This is a genomic window from Fimbriimonas sp. LA-C6 (genome assembly GCF_055398105.1).
Map to the genome: position 1 here is coordinate 4,374,937 of NZ_AP038796.1, position 17,763 is coordinate 4,392,699.

Genomic DNA, 17,763 nt, shown 5'->3' on the forward strand with positions numbered 1-17,763 from the left:
GACTGTCGCTAGTCCTCATCTTTTGAGTCAATCTTAGCTAAACCGCGAGCTAAGAGCCCCTTGCCATGGGCGCCTGCAAATGGTTTGGGGTAGGGAACACTTGGTCCTTTGGCCTCCAGCCATAGCTGCCGATTGAAGATATCCTCATTGACCATGTCGGGCTTTTCAAGATGGAGACGCATCGTGCTCTTTCCAGTATTGAGAGTGTCAAGGGGAATATTGTTTGCTCTTGCGACATAGGCGGTCAGATCTGGTTTTCGTTGGAAGCACGCCGTCATCAGCGGAGAGTCGGCAACATGTTGGTTCATTGGCGGTAGTCCAAGCATATGCTCCATGGTTCTGATGACCGACGTTTGGTTGTAGAACTCGGAGATTACTTCACCATGTTTGGTATACGGACTGATGACCAAACAAACACTGCGATGACCATCAACGTGATCGAACCCATCTTGTGGGTCATCCTCCACCACAAAGATGCATGTGCTAGACCAGAACTTGCTGTGGCTGATTGCCTCAACGACGTGCCCCAATGCGAGATCATTGTCGGCTACATGAGATTTCGGGGTGGGGGAACCTTTCGACAGTCCTGATGTGTGGTCTTGTGGCAGGTATACGATGGTGAAGTCCGCCAGTGAGTTCGTCTTTTGCAGGTCCTTCTTGAAGATGTCTGCTCGTACCACATCTGGGATGCCCATATTCCAGCCTGGGAAGTCTGGATTTGAGTGTTTCCGAACACGCTCAACGCCAATGTTGTGCTTGAACGCGAGGGGCTTACCGGCTTTAAAATCTTGAAGCAGCTTTGTATAGCTCTGGGACGGGCTAGGACTTGCATAGTCAAACTCCCCGTAGTTTCTGAACGTTTTGCCATGAGCAATGAGGTTGTCCCAGAAATAGCCACTCTGGGAGGTCGCCAGTGGGTCGTCGCCAAATGGATAGCTTCGGGTCCAGCCTCCAAATGACCTCTCGTAGTGCGTGCTTGCGTTGCCTTCCGTTGTCCATGCATGGCCGTCTGCTGATAGCACGCCATTACAGTAGTAGTTGTCTAACAAGACAAACTGCTTGGCCAATGCGTGATGATTTGGAGTGACTTGCTCGCCGTAGATTGCAAGTTTTGGATCGCCATTTCCTTCCTTGACATCACCGAAGACCTGGTCGTAGGTTCTGTTTTCCTTAATGATGTAAACCACGTGCTGGATAGGTGTCTTCTCGCCGACTCGGTCTGGTACGGGTTGCGCGGCGAGGTTTTCGCGTGGTTTTGAGGGCTTGGCATCTAACGAGACTCGTTGCAGTTGTGTTTCTGGTTTGACAACCTGTATGGTCCCTGTGAAGTCGTAAACATTGTGCCCTTCTGAGGTTGCTGCCTGGTTTCTGGAACCATATCCCTTGGCATTGGCAATCCAAAGTTGCCCTTGGATGAGCTTGACGGAAGAAGGATAGTATCCGGTCGGGAACTCTCCTATCGGCTTGCCACTCGTCTGGTCCAAGACCATTACTGTATTACGTCCGCCGCAAGCGACGTAGATCCTTTTTGCTTTCTCATCTACGGTCAGCGAGTTCGGGGATTGACCGAGATTGCCGTTCACTCTTAGGGGGAAGGTGGTGAGTCTTTTGAAAGCCTTCAGATCGATCTTATCGAGGGAATCACTATTGGCGTTCACCACCCAAGCTACGTCATTGCTAATCGCGATCTCAGTAGGCTGCGCTCCGACATTCACGCTGTCAACCATGGTGCCTGTTCCCAGATCAATCTTACAGAGCGTGCCGTTCCCAGCGATGCCCCGAACATCGACAGGTACCGGTGTTCCCGATGATTCGGCTGAGGGTTTGTCTTTATCTGTCTTTGCGGACCAGCACGTTACATAGGCGTTTGAAGAGCTCCCATCGGTCACGATCTGATAGGGGGCAACGTCCGTCGGAATCGTCTTGGATAGCTTTCCGGTTTGGAGATCGACAACTGCTATGGAGTTGTCTCGGCTTAGGCAGACATAAGCTTGCTTTCCGTTAGTGCTTAACGCAAGGCCACAGGGGAAGCTGGCACCTTTGATTGTTGAGCCAGGCAGAGCGATCGTTTTAAGGTGCTTTAGGTTTCCATTTGCCAGGCTGTAGACGGCAAGACCGCTCCCCGCATTCGTCACAAAGACTTCATCGCCTGTCTTATTGAACTGGACACCGTAGTATGAGCAGGATCCATCCACTTGGATTTCTTGCAGTAGTTTTCTCGATTGCGCCTCCAAGAGAGCCAGACCGTTGTGGGTCTTAGCGACGACGTACTTACCGTTTGGGTCTACGGCAAGATCGATAGGCCTTGCCTTCAATGTAGTTGTTTCACCTACTGGATGGATGAGTTGCCCAGTGGAAACAAGAATGCCGTTGCCTCGATCCTCCCCAACCTGCTGGGGTCTAAGGATTGTCCAAGTCGCCCAACCTGAAGTTGAGATAAAGATGGCGCTGAAGATGAGTGCTTTTCGGCGATTCACTCTATTAGGTTGACAGATACCTACACGCTTAACCAAGCCTTAACGCACGCATCACTAGGACATCCCGAAAAGTGTTGCAATCCGACCCTTGAGTGTTGTCAACGGGCCATTGTTTTCGAATGTAAACCTGGAGTAACTGGTCTCTGCTGGGACGAGCATTGAGGCGAATCCGTTCTCGTTGGACAAAATGGCTCCCTCATCATTTACGCCGACAACGCCTTGTAAGAAGCTCAGTTCCATGCATAGGGTGTCTAAGTCAAACATCACACCGTCTCTTAAAACAAAAGCACCATTGTCTCGTCGCTTTCCGGGCAGAAACAGGTCTTCTTTGTCGGTTGTGCCGACAATGAGACCTTTGTTGTTAATCTGCCGAGGCATACAGGAGAGCATCCACTTAGGGTTGGTCAGCATTTGAACCCCTTCTGAGGTCCAGGTGAGTCCTGTGAAATGTGTCTGGCGTTGAGTGTGACCGATGATTACCCCTCGAGCGTTTATCCCGGTTGCAACACCAGATGTTATTCCTGGTGGCATTGGTAAGTAGTGGGATGTACCAGATTCCCATAGTGTAGGAACCATTATGCCGGAGACATCCTTTTGCCAACCAACGGTGATCGAATTGTCATTGATGCTGAGTGCGACACTTGGTTGATCACTCTGCCACATGACCTCTCCTAGTTTCCAAATAGTGGCGAAGGATTGGCCAGTAGCATCAACGGTTACACCGCACACTTCACCCAAATTGTTGACGCTGTGAGCGCATCCTGGTCCGAGGTCGGTGAGGTTGTTACCGTCCCATACAAAGGCTGTGTTTCCTGTTCGGCCAACTACGAGACCGTGGTCATTGATGTCTAGCGGTTGAGTTTGCAAGTTTCCGAAAACTACGACTCCTTCGTTGGACATAACGACACCCTGTCCCCGCGTATTGTAGCCAGTGACGTCACCACAGTTGTTGATTGCAGATGCCGTAAAAGATCCCAGGGATCGTTTGATGTACTCCATTGATTTACATCTCTTTTGACGGAATCAAGATAAGGTGGCGTTCGGAGCTTTGAAATTTCAGATGGCTTTCCGTCCTGCTAGGTTTGGGAGTGACATGTACTTACCCCTACAATGAGCATGTGGAATACGAATATGGACTTAAGCCTATCGAGAAGTCGGTCCTTATCAACACGACCCCAGAGGAAGCATGGGCAGACTGGACCGATTCGAATCGGATTGTGAAGTTTTTCAGCCCTGTAGCAACCATCGATCTACGAATCGGTGGTGCCTACGAACTCATCTTTTTGGTGGACGGGGAAGTGGGCCAGAGAGGCAGTGAAGACTGTGTGGTCTTGAGCTATCTGCCAACCCGAATGCTCTCCTTCTCCTGGAGCGCTCCGCCCCAATTTCCTAATGTACGCAAAGAACGCACCTGGGTTGTGCTTGAATTCGAGCGGGCAGCTGGTCAGACCAGAATGACCTTGACCCACTTAGGATGGCAACCAGGTGATGAGTGGAGCCAAGTGCACGACTATTTCGACGCGGCCTGGGGTAGGGTCTTGGCGGCGCACCAGCGCTTGTATGCAAAATGAAAAAGGCCCCTCCTACAATAGGAAGGGCCTTTTCAAGCTACCGCTTACTTATCAGCAGTAACTCGGGTCTTGCCCTGTTGGAGAGCAGCCTGAGCAGATGCCAATCGAGCGATAGGCACTCGGAAAGGTGAGCAGCTTACATAGTCTAGGCCGACTTCCTGGCAGAAGTAGATCGACTCTGGATCGCCGCCGTGCTCGCCGCAGATACCGCACTTCATGCCTGGTCGAGCAGCTCGACCCTCTTCGACAGCCAACTTCATCAAGCGACCAACACCGATAGTGTCGATAGTCTCGAATGGGTTACGAGGAAGGATCTTGTTCTCAACGTACTTCTGAAGGAACTTGCCTTCGGCGTCGTCTCGCGAGTAGCCAAAGGTGGTCTGTGTAAGGTCGTTGGTTCCAAAGGAGAAGAATTGAGCGTACTGAGCGATTTCACCGGCTGTAAGAGCAGCACGCGGGATTTCGATCATGGTTCCGAAGGAGTAAGGAATTTCAACGCCTTGCTCTTCGACAATCTTCTTCGCTTCAGACTCAAGCTGTCCTTGGACAACTCGAAGCTCGTTCACAGTGGATACAAGCGGAATCATGATCTCAGGCATCACGCTCTTGCCCTGCTTGATCAGCTTTGCGGCTGCCTGAAGGATAGCGCGAGTCTGCATGATAACCAAGCCTGGCATGACGATCGAAAGTCGAACACCACGAAGACCAAGCATCGGGTTGGCTTCTTTCATCGACTCAACTTCAGCAAGAAGCTTCAGTTTCTCTTCGTACTTGGCCTTGTCGGCGTCGTTTGCTGGTTGAAGCTGCAATCGAGTCTTCAGCTCGGTGGTCTCGCGAACGAGAGTCTCGTGTGAGGGGAGGAACTCGTGGAGAGGTGGGTCGATGAGTCGGACGGTTACGGGCTTGCCAACCATGGCCTCGAAGATGCCTTCGAAGTCGGTTTGCTGGACAACCTGAAGCTTGTCGAGACATGCCTGTCGAACAGCCTCATCCTTGGTCAAGATCATTTCTTGAACGATAGGAAGTCGATCTGCTTCGAAGAACATATGCTCGGTTCGGCAGAGACCAATACCTTCTGCGCCAAACTCAAGAGCCTGGTGAGCGTCTCGTGGGTTATCCGCGTTAGCGCGAACCTTCATAGTTCGGAAGCCATCTGCCCAGCCCATGAGCTCGCCAAAGGAGCCAGTTACTTCAGGAGCAATCAGCTTGAGCTCGCCAAGGTAGACGTTTCCAGTGCTGCCATCCATCGTGATGACCTGGCCTTCTTTGACGACGTGACCGCCGACTTTGAAGTGCTTGGAGTTGACATCTACATGGATAGCCTCGGCGCCAGCGACGCAAGGAATACCAAAGCCACGAGCAACAACTGCTGCGTGCGAGGTCTTTCCGCCACGTGCTGTGAGAACGCCTTGAGCAGCCATCATGCCGTGCACGTCGTCTGGGTTGGTCTCATCGCGAACGAGAAGGACCTTATGGTTGAGTCCGCCGTGCGTTCCACGCTCAGCTGCAGTGTCTGCATCGAATACAACTTCACCAACAGCTGCACCCGGTGATGCTGCAAGACCAGTGGCAAGGAGGGTAGCGCCCTCAAAGCTCTCTGGGTCGATACGTGGGTGGAGAAGTTGGTCGAGGTGAGAGCCGGTTACTCGAAGGACAGCTTCTTCCTTGGTGATGAGTCCTTCATGCACCATCTGGACAGCGATGTTAACCGCTGCAGGTCCGGTTCGCTTACCAGATCGGCACTGAAGCATATACAGCTTGCCGTGCTCAATGGTGAACTCGAGGTCCTGCATGTCCTTGTAGTGGTGCTCAAGTACATCGCAAGTCTTAACAAACTCGTTGTAAACGGCTTCGTTCTGCTTCTGAAGCTCGCTGATGGGTACTGGAGTTCGAACACCAGCAACAACGTCTTCGCCCTGTGCGTTCATCAAATACTCGCCGAAGAGAGCTTTCTCGCCTGTGGATGGGTCGCGAGTGAATGCAACGCCCGTTCCGCAGTCGTCACCAGCGTTGCCGTAAACCATCGACTGGATATTAACAGCAGTACCGATCTCGTCGGGGATCTTCTCGGTTCGTCGGTAGTAGATGGCTCGGTCGTTGTTCCAGCTGCGGAAGACTGCTTCTGTGGAAAGAGCAAGCTGCTCAAATGGATCGCTGGGGAACTCGCGACCTGCGTTCTTGCGAACATGCTCAAGGAACAGACCGCAGATCTCTTTCAGGTGCTCTGCGTTGAGGTCGAGGTCGTTCTTTGCTCCAACCTTGGCCTTGTACTGTCCGAAAATCTCTTCGTCAAATGTGTGCTTGCTCAGGCCGAACGATACATCTGAGAACATCATGATGAATCGGCGGTAGCTGTCGTATACGAATCGCTCGTTTTGTGTCTCTTCGATGAGCGCCTTTAAAGTGGTCTCGTTAAGGCCGAGGTTGAGGACTGTGTCCATCATGCCTGGCATTGAGAACTTGGCACCCGAGCGTACAGAAACGAGCAAAGGCTTGGTTGAACCACCGAAGGTTCGTCCCATCTGCTTTTCGACGTCGGCGACAGCGGTCTTGATTTCATCAAGCAGGCCATCTGGCAGTTTGCGACCGGCCGTGTAGTATTCCGTGCAGACTTCAGTGGTAATGGTGAAGCCGGGGGGCACGGGTAGGCCGATGTTGGTCATCTCGGCTAGGTTTGCACCTTTGCCGCCGAGTAGGTCGCGCATGCTTTTGTCGCCTTCGCGGAATAGATAGACGCGCTTATTGCTCATTGGGTTTTCTGGTCTCCTGGTGTGCTGCGGGCATCGTCGTCGTTGGCGGGCCGTACGAGCAGAGCCGAAGTCTACCCCTAGGAGGTTCTACCTTTCCCGTTCATTCATAACCAATATTGGGTCTGCATAACACAAATGGCACGGATACCGTTTCCGGGTATCCGTGCCATTTGTCCTCTTCAAAGTTGGGCGTTGATCCTAAGCTGCTTTCTGACCGATATAGTCTCTTGTGTGGTTTGCAACTAGCATTACGACGCCGGGGAGATCCTCGTCGGGAATCTTAACTCGCTCAAGAATCTCAGGATCGATTTCCATTTTTGCCCTTCGTGGAAGCAGGCCGTATCCCAGAGTGTTCGAAATGTAATTTGCATAGTGCATGCACATCATGGCAACGCTCTCCGTTTGATGATCCTTAGGGTGGTCCAAGTAGTCGCATGTATCGGAAAACAGGCCAGGCAGCCCCCAAGACTTGATGGCATACGAACCTAACTCATAGATCGAGTGTCCTGTTAGATATTTGAAGCTAGAAGCCAACGTGACTTCGCCTGCGGTTGCGAGTCTCAGCGTTTTGTCAAAAACTTCTGGATCGATCGTTGCTAGGAGGCCTGTCCCAACTTCGTGCAACACTCCTGCCGCGAAGAGCTCGTCGGGATTGAGGTTTGTTGGGAACTTCTCCTTTTGTCGGCAAATAGAAAACAGATAGCGACTGAAGAATCCTACAAAAATTCCGTGCTGACTGAATCGTTTGGGATCAAGCGGTGTTCGTGCAAATGACGAGCACATCATGGACTGAACCCACATCGAAACCGCGATGTTTCGAACGCTCTTTTGGCCGAGAACCATAATCGCCTGTTTGATGGTCGTCACTGGTCTCGTGGCGACTCCATAACTGACGGATGTAGCCGCTCGTAGCAGACTGACCGTTAGAGATGGGTCGCCTAGAATCACCCTCTCCAACTCATTTGCACTTGCATCGCCTGTATCAAGCATCTCCGTCAAACGTAAGGCTGCAGAAGGAAGTTCTGGAAAGGCAGTCGGATTCGAGAACTTCTTCTCCAATATTGAGAAATCGAGCGTACTTTTCATTTCAATCTGTGAACATCCCTATCATGAGATTGGTGAAACCACAGACATAAGATCGGCTAGTTTCACGTCTCAACAGAGTGTTTTCTGAAAGATTTAGGACAATTACAGGTGGGTTGCGAAAAACGACGCCGATAAGCCAAAATAGAGGGAAATCTGAAAGTTGCAACCATGAAGACCGCTATCCATCCTAACATTTATCCAGTTCTCTTTGTTGACGGAGAGCACGAGTGGACTGGTATTTCCACCACTAAGACGAACAACACTCGAGTGATCGATGGCGTGGAGTACAGCGTTGTAAACGTTGAAATCAGTGCCTACACTCATCCTTTCTACACGGGTCAGAAGCGACTTGTGGATACGGCCGGACGCGTCGAGAAGTTTATGCGACGTTATGGTCAGCAGGGCGCACCTTCCAAGAGCTGAGCCTATTCGCTCCTGCAATAGCAACAAAACGGGAATCTGCAGAGGCAGATTCCCGTTTTTTATGTATAACAATTTAACAAGTCACGTTTGAAGTTCTTCCATGACCACAAGTTCCCCTAAGAAGCTCGTCCGTTTTTCAGTTATCAGTATTGTCGTTCTAGCCCTCATTGGGTTTGGATTGGTTAAACTGCGCTCCGCCACTGATGGTCTGAAGAATGCCTTTAGCCTTAACTACTGGAGGAACCGGTCTGCTGGTAAGGATCTTTATAACGCAAATGAGCGCTATCTCAAGCGGGGAAGTCGGGCTCACAAGTCACTCTTGCTGACCATAGATGATGGACCTCATGCTGGCATGACAACCATTCTCGACATTTTAAAGGCAGAGAAGGTTCCAGCGACGTTTTTCGTGGTTGGTCTGCGTGTGAAAGAACGCCCTGACCTTGTCCGAAGGATGATTGATGAGGGGCACGAGGTCGGAAACCACACACAGGATCACTTGCGGCTCACCAAACTTACGAACACGCAGGTTTATAACGAAATTCACAACTGTGAGCTGAATGTTCAGAAGGCGACAGGTAGGAGAATGACGTTCTTGCGCCCTCCTGGGATGCAATTCAACGACGCTGTTTTAGCCGAAGTTAAGAAGATGGGCTACGTGATGATTGGTTGGAACGCCGGAGCCAAAGATTTCATCAGCACGGGCAAAGTAACCGACATGAATGAGGAGCAGATGCGTCAGCTCTCCAAGCTGACGCCTGAAATCATCGTTGAGCGTGTTATGAAGCAGCTTCAGAACGGCGTCATTATTCTCCTCCACGACAACCCGATTACCACGAAGGCACTCCCTGAGATCATCAGGAGGGCCAAGGCAGAAGGTTACGATTTTAAGACCTCGGCCGAGTTCCTGAAAGAGTTGCCAAATCCGGTGGACGTCGTTGCAAATCCGGTAGCAGCGAGTGTCGCGTCCAAGAACCCATAGTGCTTCAGCTTAAAAGGAAATACCCAAACTTAGCCAAACGGTGTGAGGTTCCTAGGCTATGGCTTCTGTAACTGGATTCAGTGGCTTTCTGACGTTCTATAATCTCATATGACTACTGCTCAGTCCTCTGTCGCAAAACACCGAGTTGCCTTAGGCCAATCGGATCCGGTCCTCTTTGATCTCCTGAAGGAAGAAGAGGCGCGACAGGAGCACAACCTAGAACTCATCGCAAGCGAGAACATTGCCAGCACTGCTGTGCGCGAAGCGATGGGAAGTGTTCTCACCGATAAGTATGCGGAAGGATATCCTGGCGCACGCTATTACGGAGGCTGTGAGGTTGTTGATGAAGTGGAAAACTTGGCCAGAGATCGTGCCAAGGAGCTATTTGGGGCGGAGTATGTGAATGTTCAGGCTCATTCCGGCAGTACCGCCAACATGGCTGTCTACTTCACTTTCCTTAAACCAGGTGACACGGTTATGGGTATGGACCTATCTCACGGTGGTCACCTTACTCACGGATCTCCGGTGAACTTCTCCGGGCAGCTATACAATTTCACCTCCTATGGCATTGATCCGAAGACTGAGCGATTAGACTACGACCTTGTGGCTGATACAGCTAAGAAGGTCAAGCCCAAGATGATCACGGTTGGCGCAAGCGCTTACTCACGCCCGATCGATTTTAAGATCTTCCGTGAGATCGCCGACTCGGTCGGCGCTTTTCTATTTGCAGATATTGCCCACCCAGCTGGCCTCATCGCAAAGGGACTATTGCCAAGTCCCATTCCTTATGCTCACGTCGTGACGACTACCACGCACAAGACTCTCCGGGGTCCCCGAGGAGGAATGATCATGCTCGGCAAGGACTTCGAGAATACATTTGGGATTGTTGCTCCCAAGAGCGGACGAACTAAGATGATGTCGGAACTCCTGGACTCCATGGTAATTCCTGGAATCCAGGGCGGCCCGCTCATGCACGTGATTGCAGCAAAGGCTGTAGGCTTTGCAGAGAACTTGAGACCGGAGTTTGGAGATTACGCTAAACAGGTGATTCTTAATGCGCAGGCGCTAGCGGGCGCAATGATGGATCTGGGATACCACATTGTTTCTGGCGGAACGGAAAATCACCTCATGTTGATCGATCTTAGGAACAAAGGGTTAAGCGGCAAGCAAGCTCAACTCACCTTGGATCTTGCCAATATCACCTGTAACAAGAACTCTGTTCCGTTTGATGATAAATCGCCCCTCATTACGAGTGGCATTCGACTTGGAACAGCTGCACTGACGACACGCGGAATGCAGGAGCCTGAAATGAAGGAAGTCGCATCGCTAATCAATCGAGTGCTTGTTGACCCTCAAAACGAAAAGAACCTGGAGGCAGTAAAGAGCGATGTAGTCGCTCTATGCTCCAGGTTCGTGATACACAGCGCCTAAGCTGTTCTTGGTATTACTTGCTGGCTCGTCGTCGTCGCACGAGGGCCAGAGCACCCAACCCTAGAGCAGCCATTGTTGCTGGCTCTGGGGTTGGTTTACCGAATCCCTGCAGTTCTGAAACGCAGAAATCGTTACCCGTAATGCCAGTGATTCGGATCAAGTTGGTCGTGATGGGGGAAGGCAAGAGGTACTTTGCCGTGTTATCGGAAGCGTCGGGTCGTGTGATCAGTCCGGTCTCCGTTGACGGAGCGATATCCCAAGCGGTGTGCCAGTTTAGGTCGCTTCCCAGGTAGCTAATGTGGAACCCTGAAGTCCCTTCGCCTTGGAAGATCATTGATGAGATCTCGTAGCTTCTATCCAAGGTGATCTCCACGCCAGACCGAAGGTCGGTCCAGCAAGCTGTTCCCTGCATAGGATCGCTCCCACGAGCACCGAATACTTCGTCAGTGACGCTTGGAAGTGTCCCGGTGACGGTACCGAACCCGGTAACTGGCTGACCCTTCAATACGTTTGGCAGGCCGATTGCAAACACTGAACTGGTGCCAACCAGAGCAAGTGCGAGTGTGAAACAAGATTTTCGAATCATCCTTTTCTCCAAATACCACTCAACTTTACTTGTAGAAATGGCGTTACAACAAGGCTTGTATTCAGTCAATTACATCCAGTCTAGCAAAAGTACTGAATCTATCCTCCTTGGTGCTTCCGGTTGGGAGGCGGCTCGCAGGAGAACTTAGGTGTTCTTTGAACCTGATTGGCTTCGAGGAGAAAAGCAGACCATCCGAAGATTTGACTAAATAGGCATTTGTACTAGAGTTTTGCCCACTGTTATTAAACGTTTAAGAGTGGGTTCGGAGCGGTGGATTAGTGGGAAATCAGCACTTCCATGTCTTTAGGGTTGTTATCCCAGCAAAATTTGCCAATAACCCTCATAGGAGTTTCTCGCCTACATGGATTCGGTCGAAAAGCCAGAACATATTATTAGTCACCAAATTTTTGGTAAACAGCCTGAACCCAATGAGTGGATGGTCGGGATACAGTACCGGCTCGCCCTATTGTTCTTGGAGACCAATAAGCACGATACCGTTCGGTTCGAGATGGAACGGCTACGCAGCTTAGCACCCAATGCCCTTGTTAATCTAAAGCACCTCAAGGACTTAGCAGCAGAACGTCCTGCAGCTTTTCGGGCCGAAATTCAATGTCTTGAAGATAGTTTGAACCTTCTCAAGGCTCCAAAGGATAAGCAAGCCCGATCTGACGTCCACATACATCCTTCAGATGCCATTTGGGACGAGTTGGATGACGAGACCTCGGAAATCTTGGACGAAAGGGCGGGATTCAAGAGAGAATTTTCCTTCTGCACGCAAGGTTTGGATGACTTTCTTGCGCGGCGACTGGTTGCCGTTCTACCAAACCTAATCCATGCCATGAGAGAAGAGGACACGGAACGCGGCTCCCTCCTCAGAGAGGTACGTCACCAGTTCGTGGACATCAACAATGAGTCTGGTTTGAACTTCCCGAGTTCGCTGCTTGCCTATGCGATGACCACATGGGCACTGACGGGTAGCCGTGATGAAACTGTCATTCTTCTTCGGCGCGCAAATGACTGCACTCATAGACAGCCTAACTGCACGCATTTCACTTGTCGAATGTTGGCCCATCTCTACTCATTAGATGGCGTTTACAATGAGTCTTACAAACTGGTCCAAGCGGCACTTGATATCAAGAAGACAGCTTCAACCCATGTTGAAGCTGCGACGTACGCAGTTGCAATAGGAGATTTTGAATCCGCTAAGCGGCATATTGAATCTGCCTTGAATGTTCGTCCTTCCTCGATCATATCCATGCTAAACAATCCGATCATTCTTAGCATTGGATTGGACTTGCTTGACGTTGTTGTAAAGCTTCAACTTCGCGAAAGAAAGAGTGCCTTCAAAAAGTGTGAACTTTGGGTTCAGGATACTAAGAAAGTTTTAGAGGCAGAATCTCTTGGAGACATGGAGCTTCATATCGATCGCGGACTTATCGACGATGCTCAGCCAACTCTAGCGTATTTAGACAAAGCGGATTTGATCATCTCTTCATATGCAACCTGGTTGGCGGACCACTCACGAGCCAACCTCCTCACGAGTTCAGCGAAGTCGATCAAGTCGGAGCACAAAAGGCGTCATGAAGCGCTTGTGAACGCACGAAAGTCGGTAGAGGCAGCTTGGGAAGCGCGCCAAGATCTTGTAAGACAAGCTCGAGCAATTCAGCAGCAAACCGTTAACCTGGCCAGACAATCTATGGTGCAAGAGGAAGGGAAGGGGGAAGTTGCTCAGAGAGGCTGCCTAATGGGGGTCGGAACAGGCTGTGGCGCGTTTACCCTCTATGTTGTTGCATTCGTGGTTTTGGGATTCAACGGCCTGAAACTGGGAGTTGAGACGTTCTTTGGCAAAATTGCACTCATCGGAACGGCGATTCCAGTCTTTATCGGTCTATGTATTCAGCTGACCTACCATATGCGTCGATCGGCAATTGATGCGCAGATTGGAGTTGAGGTGGCAGAAGCCAAGCGAGTATTTGACGAGGCTGTGGCTTCAGCCGACGCGACCTATAAAGAACAGATCGAAGGGCTCCACTCCATTCTCGCTGAGAAGGAAGTGGAGCTTAAGAAGATCGACGAGTCGCTTCGTTATATCAATAACCGCATCGATGCTACTGCTGTTTCGGCGGCTTGATGACTCTTGGTGCTGTTGTCTCGAAAGTGCTAGAAGCCGGTGTTGGCGTTGGTGCGGGGGCTGGCGCTTGAGTAATCACCGGCTTAGAGTTGTCCGGGCCGAGATGAACTGAGTTGTTCACGAGTTGCGCTGCCATCACCGTTTGGATCACCGAGACGATCTGGTCCGTGGTACCACCCGCTGCGCCACGTCCGTCACTTGATATATTCACCATCTTTGCGTTGGCTAGCGCGTTGGCAATGACTGGTGCGATTTGGGGCAACATCTCCAACTGACGTAGTGCCAGGTAGGCATCTCCACCTTCTGCGATGGCGGAGTTAACTTCGCGAATCGCTTCTGCTTGTGCTGATGCGACTTTTCGAAGCCGAATTGCTTCCGCTTCCGCTTGCGCCTCGGCGTTGATCTTGAGCTTTTCGGCATCGGCAAGCGACTGAGCAATTTGTGTTGCTCGTAACTCAGCTTCTCGTAATGATTGTAGAGCTTGTTGTTTCTTGGCCTCTGCTTCTGCAATGACCGCAGCGTTCTCCGCACGTCTTTGCTCTAGGTCACGTTGTTTGTCGTTGACTGCTTGCTCGGCGCCTAACTGAGCTTCCTTAGAGCGTCGCTCTTGATCAGCTTGAACAATGTCCGCATTTGCTTTCGCTTCGACGGCCGACTGTCTTCGGCGCGCATCCGCGACTTCGCTTTGTACTTCCTTGATGTTCAAAGAGTTGAACACTAAGCCAAGGTCTTGGAGCTCACGAGAACATGCGCTCTTGATAATGATGGCTAGGCGGTCGTCATCTTCCACCGGAATAGAAGGATAAGCGCTCATCGCCTTAGCTAGAGCGGCTTCTTCACCCGGACTGGGCTGAATGTTTGCCTTTGCGTTGAAAAGTTCGTCGTGGTGCAACAGGTTGATGGCACGACGCCCTGTTGACGTTAAGAGGTCCGTGAGCGTGGAATTTTGGACCGGTTGAGGCATTGCGAAGAACCGGTTTGCCGCGGTTCGAATTGACTCATTGCTGTCTCCGACGGAGACGATCGCGCTGGCTAGCACTCGAACCTTGATGGGGCGAGGTTGCCCCGATCGATCGACGTCCGCAGTTTGGTCAGAAATGTCCAGATCGATGTTGATGGCCTTGCTTGGAAGAGTTGTTCCGGTTGTGAGGAGCGGCAATTCCATCGATTTACCAGGGCCCTTGTAGATCTTGGTACCACCTGTTAGCCAACTCACGATGCGGATAGTTCCGGCATCCACGGTCCGAAGTAAGCGGCTTACAAGGATCGGAATGAAGAGTACAACAACAACGATGATGATCGGTAAGACGAATCCATTCTCTAACATATTTAATTTGGCCTCTAGAAGCTGGTTCTAACGATACGGAGAGTGACGAAGTGAGGTTTCATGAACTCAATTCGCGAGTGACCCGGCACTGGTTGCGTTTCGAGTCAACGTCGATGATGAGGAGCATGTCCCCCTTTTTGACTTCAACACCTCGAAGACACTCGTCCTGCTCGAGGGTAGCGAGAACTTGAACGATTTGCCCATCCATTTCGATCTGGACTATTCCTTGGCCATGAGAATCAAAGCGTGAGGTTGCGACAGCCTGCTTTGCAATGGTGCCCTCCAGTCCCTCACTAGGGTTGCTAGCAAATTTCAGTAATTGGGACATGAGTGGTTTGATAATCCCGTAGTTCAAGACGATTCCACCTAGCACTGCAAAGTAGATTGCATAGGCAGCGTACGGGCCACCCTTTGTCAAAATGCCTGCTGCGCCGGCGCCGAGGCAGATGGAAAAGATGTCAAGTGGCGTGAGGATAAGCAAGGATCGGACGTTCGGAAGTTTGAAGCCCTTGATGCCGCCGCTATAGTGAGCGGGTCCATGTGCATGCGGACCATGTCCAGTATGGGAGTGTCCGCCCGAATTTCCAGCCGAGATTCGATGGTGGCCTGAGTCAGAAAAACTAAGCCCAACCATCCCAAGAAATCCAAAGAATCCAACCAAGAACAATAGTTCAAACACTGCTTCCAACTCCGATACAGATTAGCTAGGTAAAAGATTGCGCTACACACATTCCATCGCCAGGTCGAATGACCAAAACGGTAGACGAATCATGGTGTAGCAAAACCTTCTACACTGTAGTATGCCTAACCGCCTCTCAAGTGAGACGAGTCCTTATCTCCTTCAGCACCAAGATAATCCTGTCGAATGGTATCCGTGGGGGGAAGAGGCGTTTGAAAAAGCCAAGTCCGAAAACAAACCTGTTTTCCTAAGCGTCGGGTATAGCTCGTGTCACTGGTGTCACGTGATGGCTCATGAGAGCTTTGAGAGTGATGAAGTTGCAAAAGTGCTCAACGACAACTTCATATGCGTGAAGGTTGATCGGGAAGAGCGTCCGGACATCGACGAAGCGTATATGACCTTCGTGCAACTCTCCTCTGGGCGTGGTGGCTGGCCGATGAGTGTCTTCTTAACCCCAGACAAGAAGCCCTTCTTTGGTGGCACTTACTGGCCCAAGGATGATCGTGACAACCATTTCGGATTTATGACTATTTGTGCGCGGCTCGCTGATGCATGGAAGTCTAAGAAAGCAGACATTATTGAGAGCGGCGAGAAGTATGCCACGGCGCTTGGCGAAGCACGTGGAACGCGTGCCCCAAACACCTTCACTAAATTGGATGGCGCTTTGATTCGGCAGGGCATCCAGGTTCAAGCCCAGAGCTTTGACAGCGAATTCGGTGGTTTTGGTGGTGCACCCAAGTTTCCGCCACATACTGCGATAGAAATGCTCACGGCGTACGTCTACGCCGATGATGCCGAACTTGAAGTGAGAGAAGCGGCACTTGGCATGGTGCTCTTCACTTTGCAGCGCATGGCGTTAGGCGGTATTCACGATCATGTTGGCGGCGGCTTCCATCGCTACAGCACTGATCGTGAGTGGCTTGTTCCTCACTTCGAGAAAATGTTGTACGACAACGCGCTCCTGCTAACTAATTTCTCGCGTGCAGCTGCGATGGCTCATAGTGTTGAACCGCAACTGGAGAGTCTTTTTGTCAGCGCAGCAAGCGGAATCGTCAATTGGCTAGAGCGTGAGATGACCGCTCCAGAAGGCTACTTCTACTCAGCTCTGGACGCGGATAGTGAAGGGGAAGAAGGGAAGTTCTACGTCTGGACCAAAGCCGAAATCGATGCAGTTTTAGGAGAAGAATCTGGAAGATTTTGCGCCATTTATGGCGTGACTGAGGAAGGGAATTTCCTTGACGAAGCTACCCAGCAAAGAACTGGCAGCAACATCCTTCATCTCAAAGAAGATCAAGGAGACCAGTTCGACGCACACCTTCATAAGTTGCTAGAGGCACGAACGCCGCGCACTCATCCTGGGCTGGACAATAAGGCTCTCATTGGATGGAACGGCCTCATGATCGGAGCGTTGGCGGACGCTGGAATTCTTAACTTGGCTGAGAGAGCTGCTATGGCTTTGCTGGAGGCTGAAGCGCGCTTCGGCGAACTGCCTCACCAGATAGCCCAAGGCGTGATAAGCGGCAAAGGATTCTTAGAGGACTACGCATATTTCATTGATGGTCTCATCAAGATAGCCCGATTTAGAAGTTTCATTGAGAGCAACCAGGGCACGGAGGTCCCAGGACCTATTACTGCCGAAGAATGGGTAGGACAGGCAATCCGACTAAAAGAACGGATGGTGGAGCTGTTTTATGACGATGAACAGGGTGGCTTCTATGGCACGTCTGATAACCACGAGTTCCTCTTTGGTAAGACCAAGCCGGTCTTTGATCAACCAGCGCCGAGTGCTAACGCCATCGCTATTCGCTCACTGACCGCACTTGGGGATCACGAGCGAGCCATGAAAAGCGTTCAGTCGCTTGTAGGATGGATGGAACGGGCGCCTCAGGCCACTGAAGCGATCTATCTTTCAGCAATGCCGTACGTACAGCTGGAAGAAGCAGCTCCAGAAGTTGCTAAGCCTATATCCACGGAAGTCTCGATTCACTTAGATAAGAAGGAACTAGTCGCCGACGCTTCAGGCAAAGCGACGTTTAATGTGCTTTTCTCCATCCCAGAAGGTGTTCACTTAAATAGCTTTGATCCACCAGCCAGATGGCTTACGGCAACACAGGTTGTCGTGAAACCGCTGGAGGCAAAGGTGGATTATCCACTCGGCGAAAATTACGCTTACACCGGCAATCTCACAATTCCTTTTACGGTCAGCTTGCCTAAAGGCGAGAGTGGAGCAGAGTTTGAAGTCAAGGTGAGTTACCAGCCCTGCACCGATTCTGAGTGTCTTCTTCCTTCCGAGAAGACACTCAGTGGTGTCATCGTTCGTTAA

At 51.0% G+C, this 17,763-nt stretch carries 13 protein-coding genes; 6 read left to right on the top strand and 7 right to left on the bottom strand.

Annotated elements, in window-relative coordinates; all coding sequences use genetic code 11:
- Positions 1 to 8: 8 nt before the first annotated feature.
- Both ACZ51B_RS20150 and ACZ51B_RS20155 read right to left on the bottom strand, forming a co-directional pair.
- The gene (locus ACZ51B_RS20150; RefSeq protein ID WP_464295140.1) at positions 9 to 2,477 is read right to left on the bottom strand and encodes an alkaline phosphatase family protein; all 2,469 of its coding nucleotides are present in this window, start codon (positions 2,475 to 2,477) and stop codon (positions 9 to 11) included.
- A gap of 54 nt (positions 2,478 to 2,531) precedes the next feature.
- Positions 2,532 to 3,476 (bottom strand): hypothetical protein, encoded by a 945-nt coding sequence (locus ACZ51B_RS20155; RefSeq protein ID WP_464295141.1) that lies wholly within the window; start codon positions 3,474 to 3,476, stop codon positions 2,532 to 2,534.
- 119 nt (positions 3,477 to 3,595) lie between these two features.
- Between ACZ51B_RS20155 and ACZ51B_RS20160 the strand changes: the two genes are divergently transcribed.
- Entirely contained in the window at positions 3,596 to 4,048 is a 453-nt protein-coding gene (locus ACZ51B_RS20160; RefSeq protein WP_464295142.1) for an SRPBCC family protein, read from the top strand.
- Between the two features lie 44 nt (positions 4,049 to 4,092).
- Here the strand turns inward: ACZ51B_RS20160 and ppdK are convergent, their stop codons facing one another.
- Together ppdK and ACZ51B_RS20170 are read right to left on the bottom strand one after the other, a co-directional pair.
- The gene (gene ppdK, locus ACZ51B_RS20165; RefSeq protein ID WP_464295143.1) at positions 4,093 to 6,798 is read right to left on the bottom strand and encodes a pyruvate, phosphate dikinase; all 2,706 of its coding nucleotides are present in this window, start codon (positions 6,796 to 6,798) and stop codon (positions 4,093 to 4,095) included.
- 198 nt (positions 6,799 to 6,996) lie between these two features.
- On the bottom strand, positions 6,997 to 7,884 hold the full coding sequence (locus tag ACZ51B_RS20170; protein WP_464295144.1) for an HDOD domain-containing protein: 888 nt from the start codon (positions 7,882 to 7,884) through the stop codon (positions 6,997 to 6,999).
- Between the two features lie 168 nt (positions 7,885 to 8,052).
- Here ACZ51B_RS20170 and ACZ51B_RS20175 point away from each other — a divergent pair, with 168 nt between their 5' ends.
- The 3 genes from ACZ51B_RS20175 (at position 8,053) to glyA (ending at position 10,717) form a co-directional block, all read left to right on the top strand.
- The gene (locus ACZ51B_RS20175) at positions 8,053 to 8,307 is read left to right on the top strand and encodes a type B 50S ribosomal protein L31 (RefSeq protein WP_464295145.1); all 255 of its coding nucleotides are present in this window, start codon (positions 8,053 to 8,055) and stop codon (positions 8,305 to 8,307) included.
- Positions 8,308 to 8,407: 100 nt separating this feature from the next.
- A complete protein-coding gene (locus tag ACZ51B_RS20180) occupies positions 8,408 to 9,286 on the top strand; it encodes a polysaccharide deacetylase family protein (protein ID WP_464295146.1) in 879 nt (292 codons plus the stop codon).
- A gap of 108 nt (positions 9,287 to 9,394) precedes the next feature.
- Entirely contained in the window at positions 9,395 to 10,717 is a 1,323-nt protein-coding gene (gene glyA / locus ACZ51B_RS20185) for a serine hydroxymethyltransferase (protein WP_464295147.1), read from the top strand.
- A 13-nt stretch (positions 10,718 to 10,730) separates the two neighbouring features.
- Here the strand turns inward: glyA and ACZ51B_RS20190 are convergent, their stop codons facing one another.
- Complete coding sequence (locus ACZ51B_RS20190) at positions 10,731 to 11,303, bottom strand: PEP-CTERM sorting domain-containing protein (RefSeq protein WP_464295148.1); 573 nt, start codon at positions 11,301 to 11,303, stop codon at positions 10,731 to 10,733.
- 838 nt (positions 11,304 to 12,141) lie between these two features.
- Here ACZ51B_RS20190 and ACZ51B_RS20195 point away from each other — a divergent pair.
- Positions 12,142 to 13,434 (top strand): hypothetical protein, encoded by a 1,293-nt coding sequence (locus ACZ51B_RS20195; RefSeq protein WP_464295149.1) that lies wholly within the window; start codon positions 12,142 to 12,144, stop codon positions 13,432 to 13,434.
- Here the strand turns inward: ACZ51B_RS20195 and ACZ51B_RS20200 are convergent.
- Together ACZ51B_RS20200 and ACZ51B_RS20205 are read right to left on the bottom strand one after the other, a co-directional pair.
- Complete coding sequence (locus ACZ51B_RS20200; protein ID WP_464295150.1) at positions 13,412 to 14,761, bottom strand: flotillin family protein; 1,350 nt, start codon at positions 14,759 to 14,761, stop codon at positions 13,412 to 13,414. The genes ACZ51B_RS20195 and ACZ51B_RS20200 overlap by 23 nt on opposite strands.
- 58 nt (positions 14,762 to 14,819) lie before the next feature.
- A complete protein-coding gene (locus ACZ51B_RS20205) occupies positions 14,820 to 15,440 on the bottom strand; it encodes a hypothetical protein (protein WP_464295151.1) in 621 nt (206 codons plus the stop codon).
- Positions 15,441 to 15,561: 121 nt separating this feature from the next.
- Between ACZ51B_RS20205 and ACZ51B_RS20210 the strand changes: the two genes are divergently transcribed.
- Positions 15,562 to 17,763, top strand: coding sequence for a DUF255 domain-containing protein (locus tag ACZ51B_RS20210; RefSeq protein WP_464295152.1), 2,202 nt, complete (start codon positions 15,562 to 15,564; stop codon positions 17,761 to 17,763).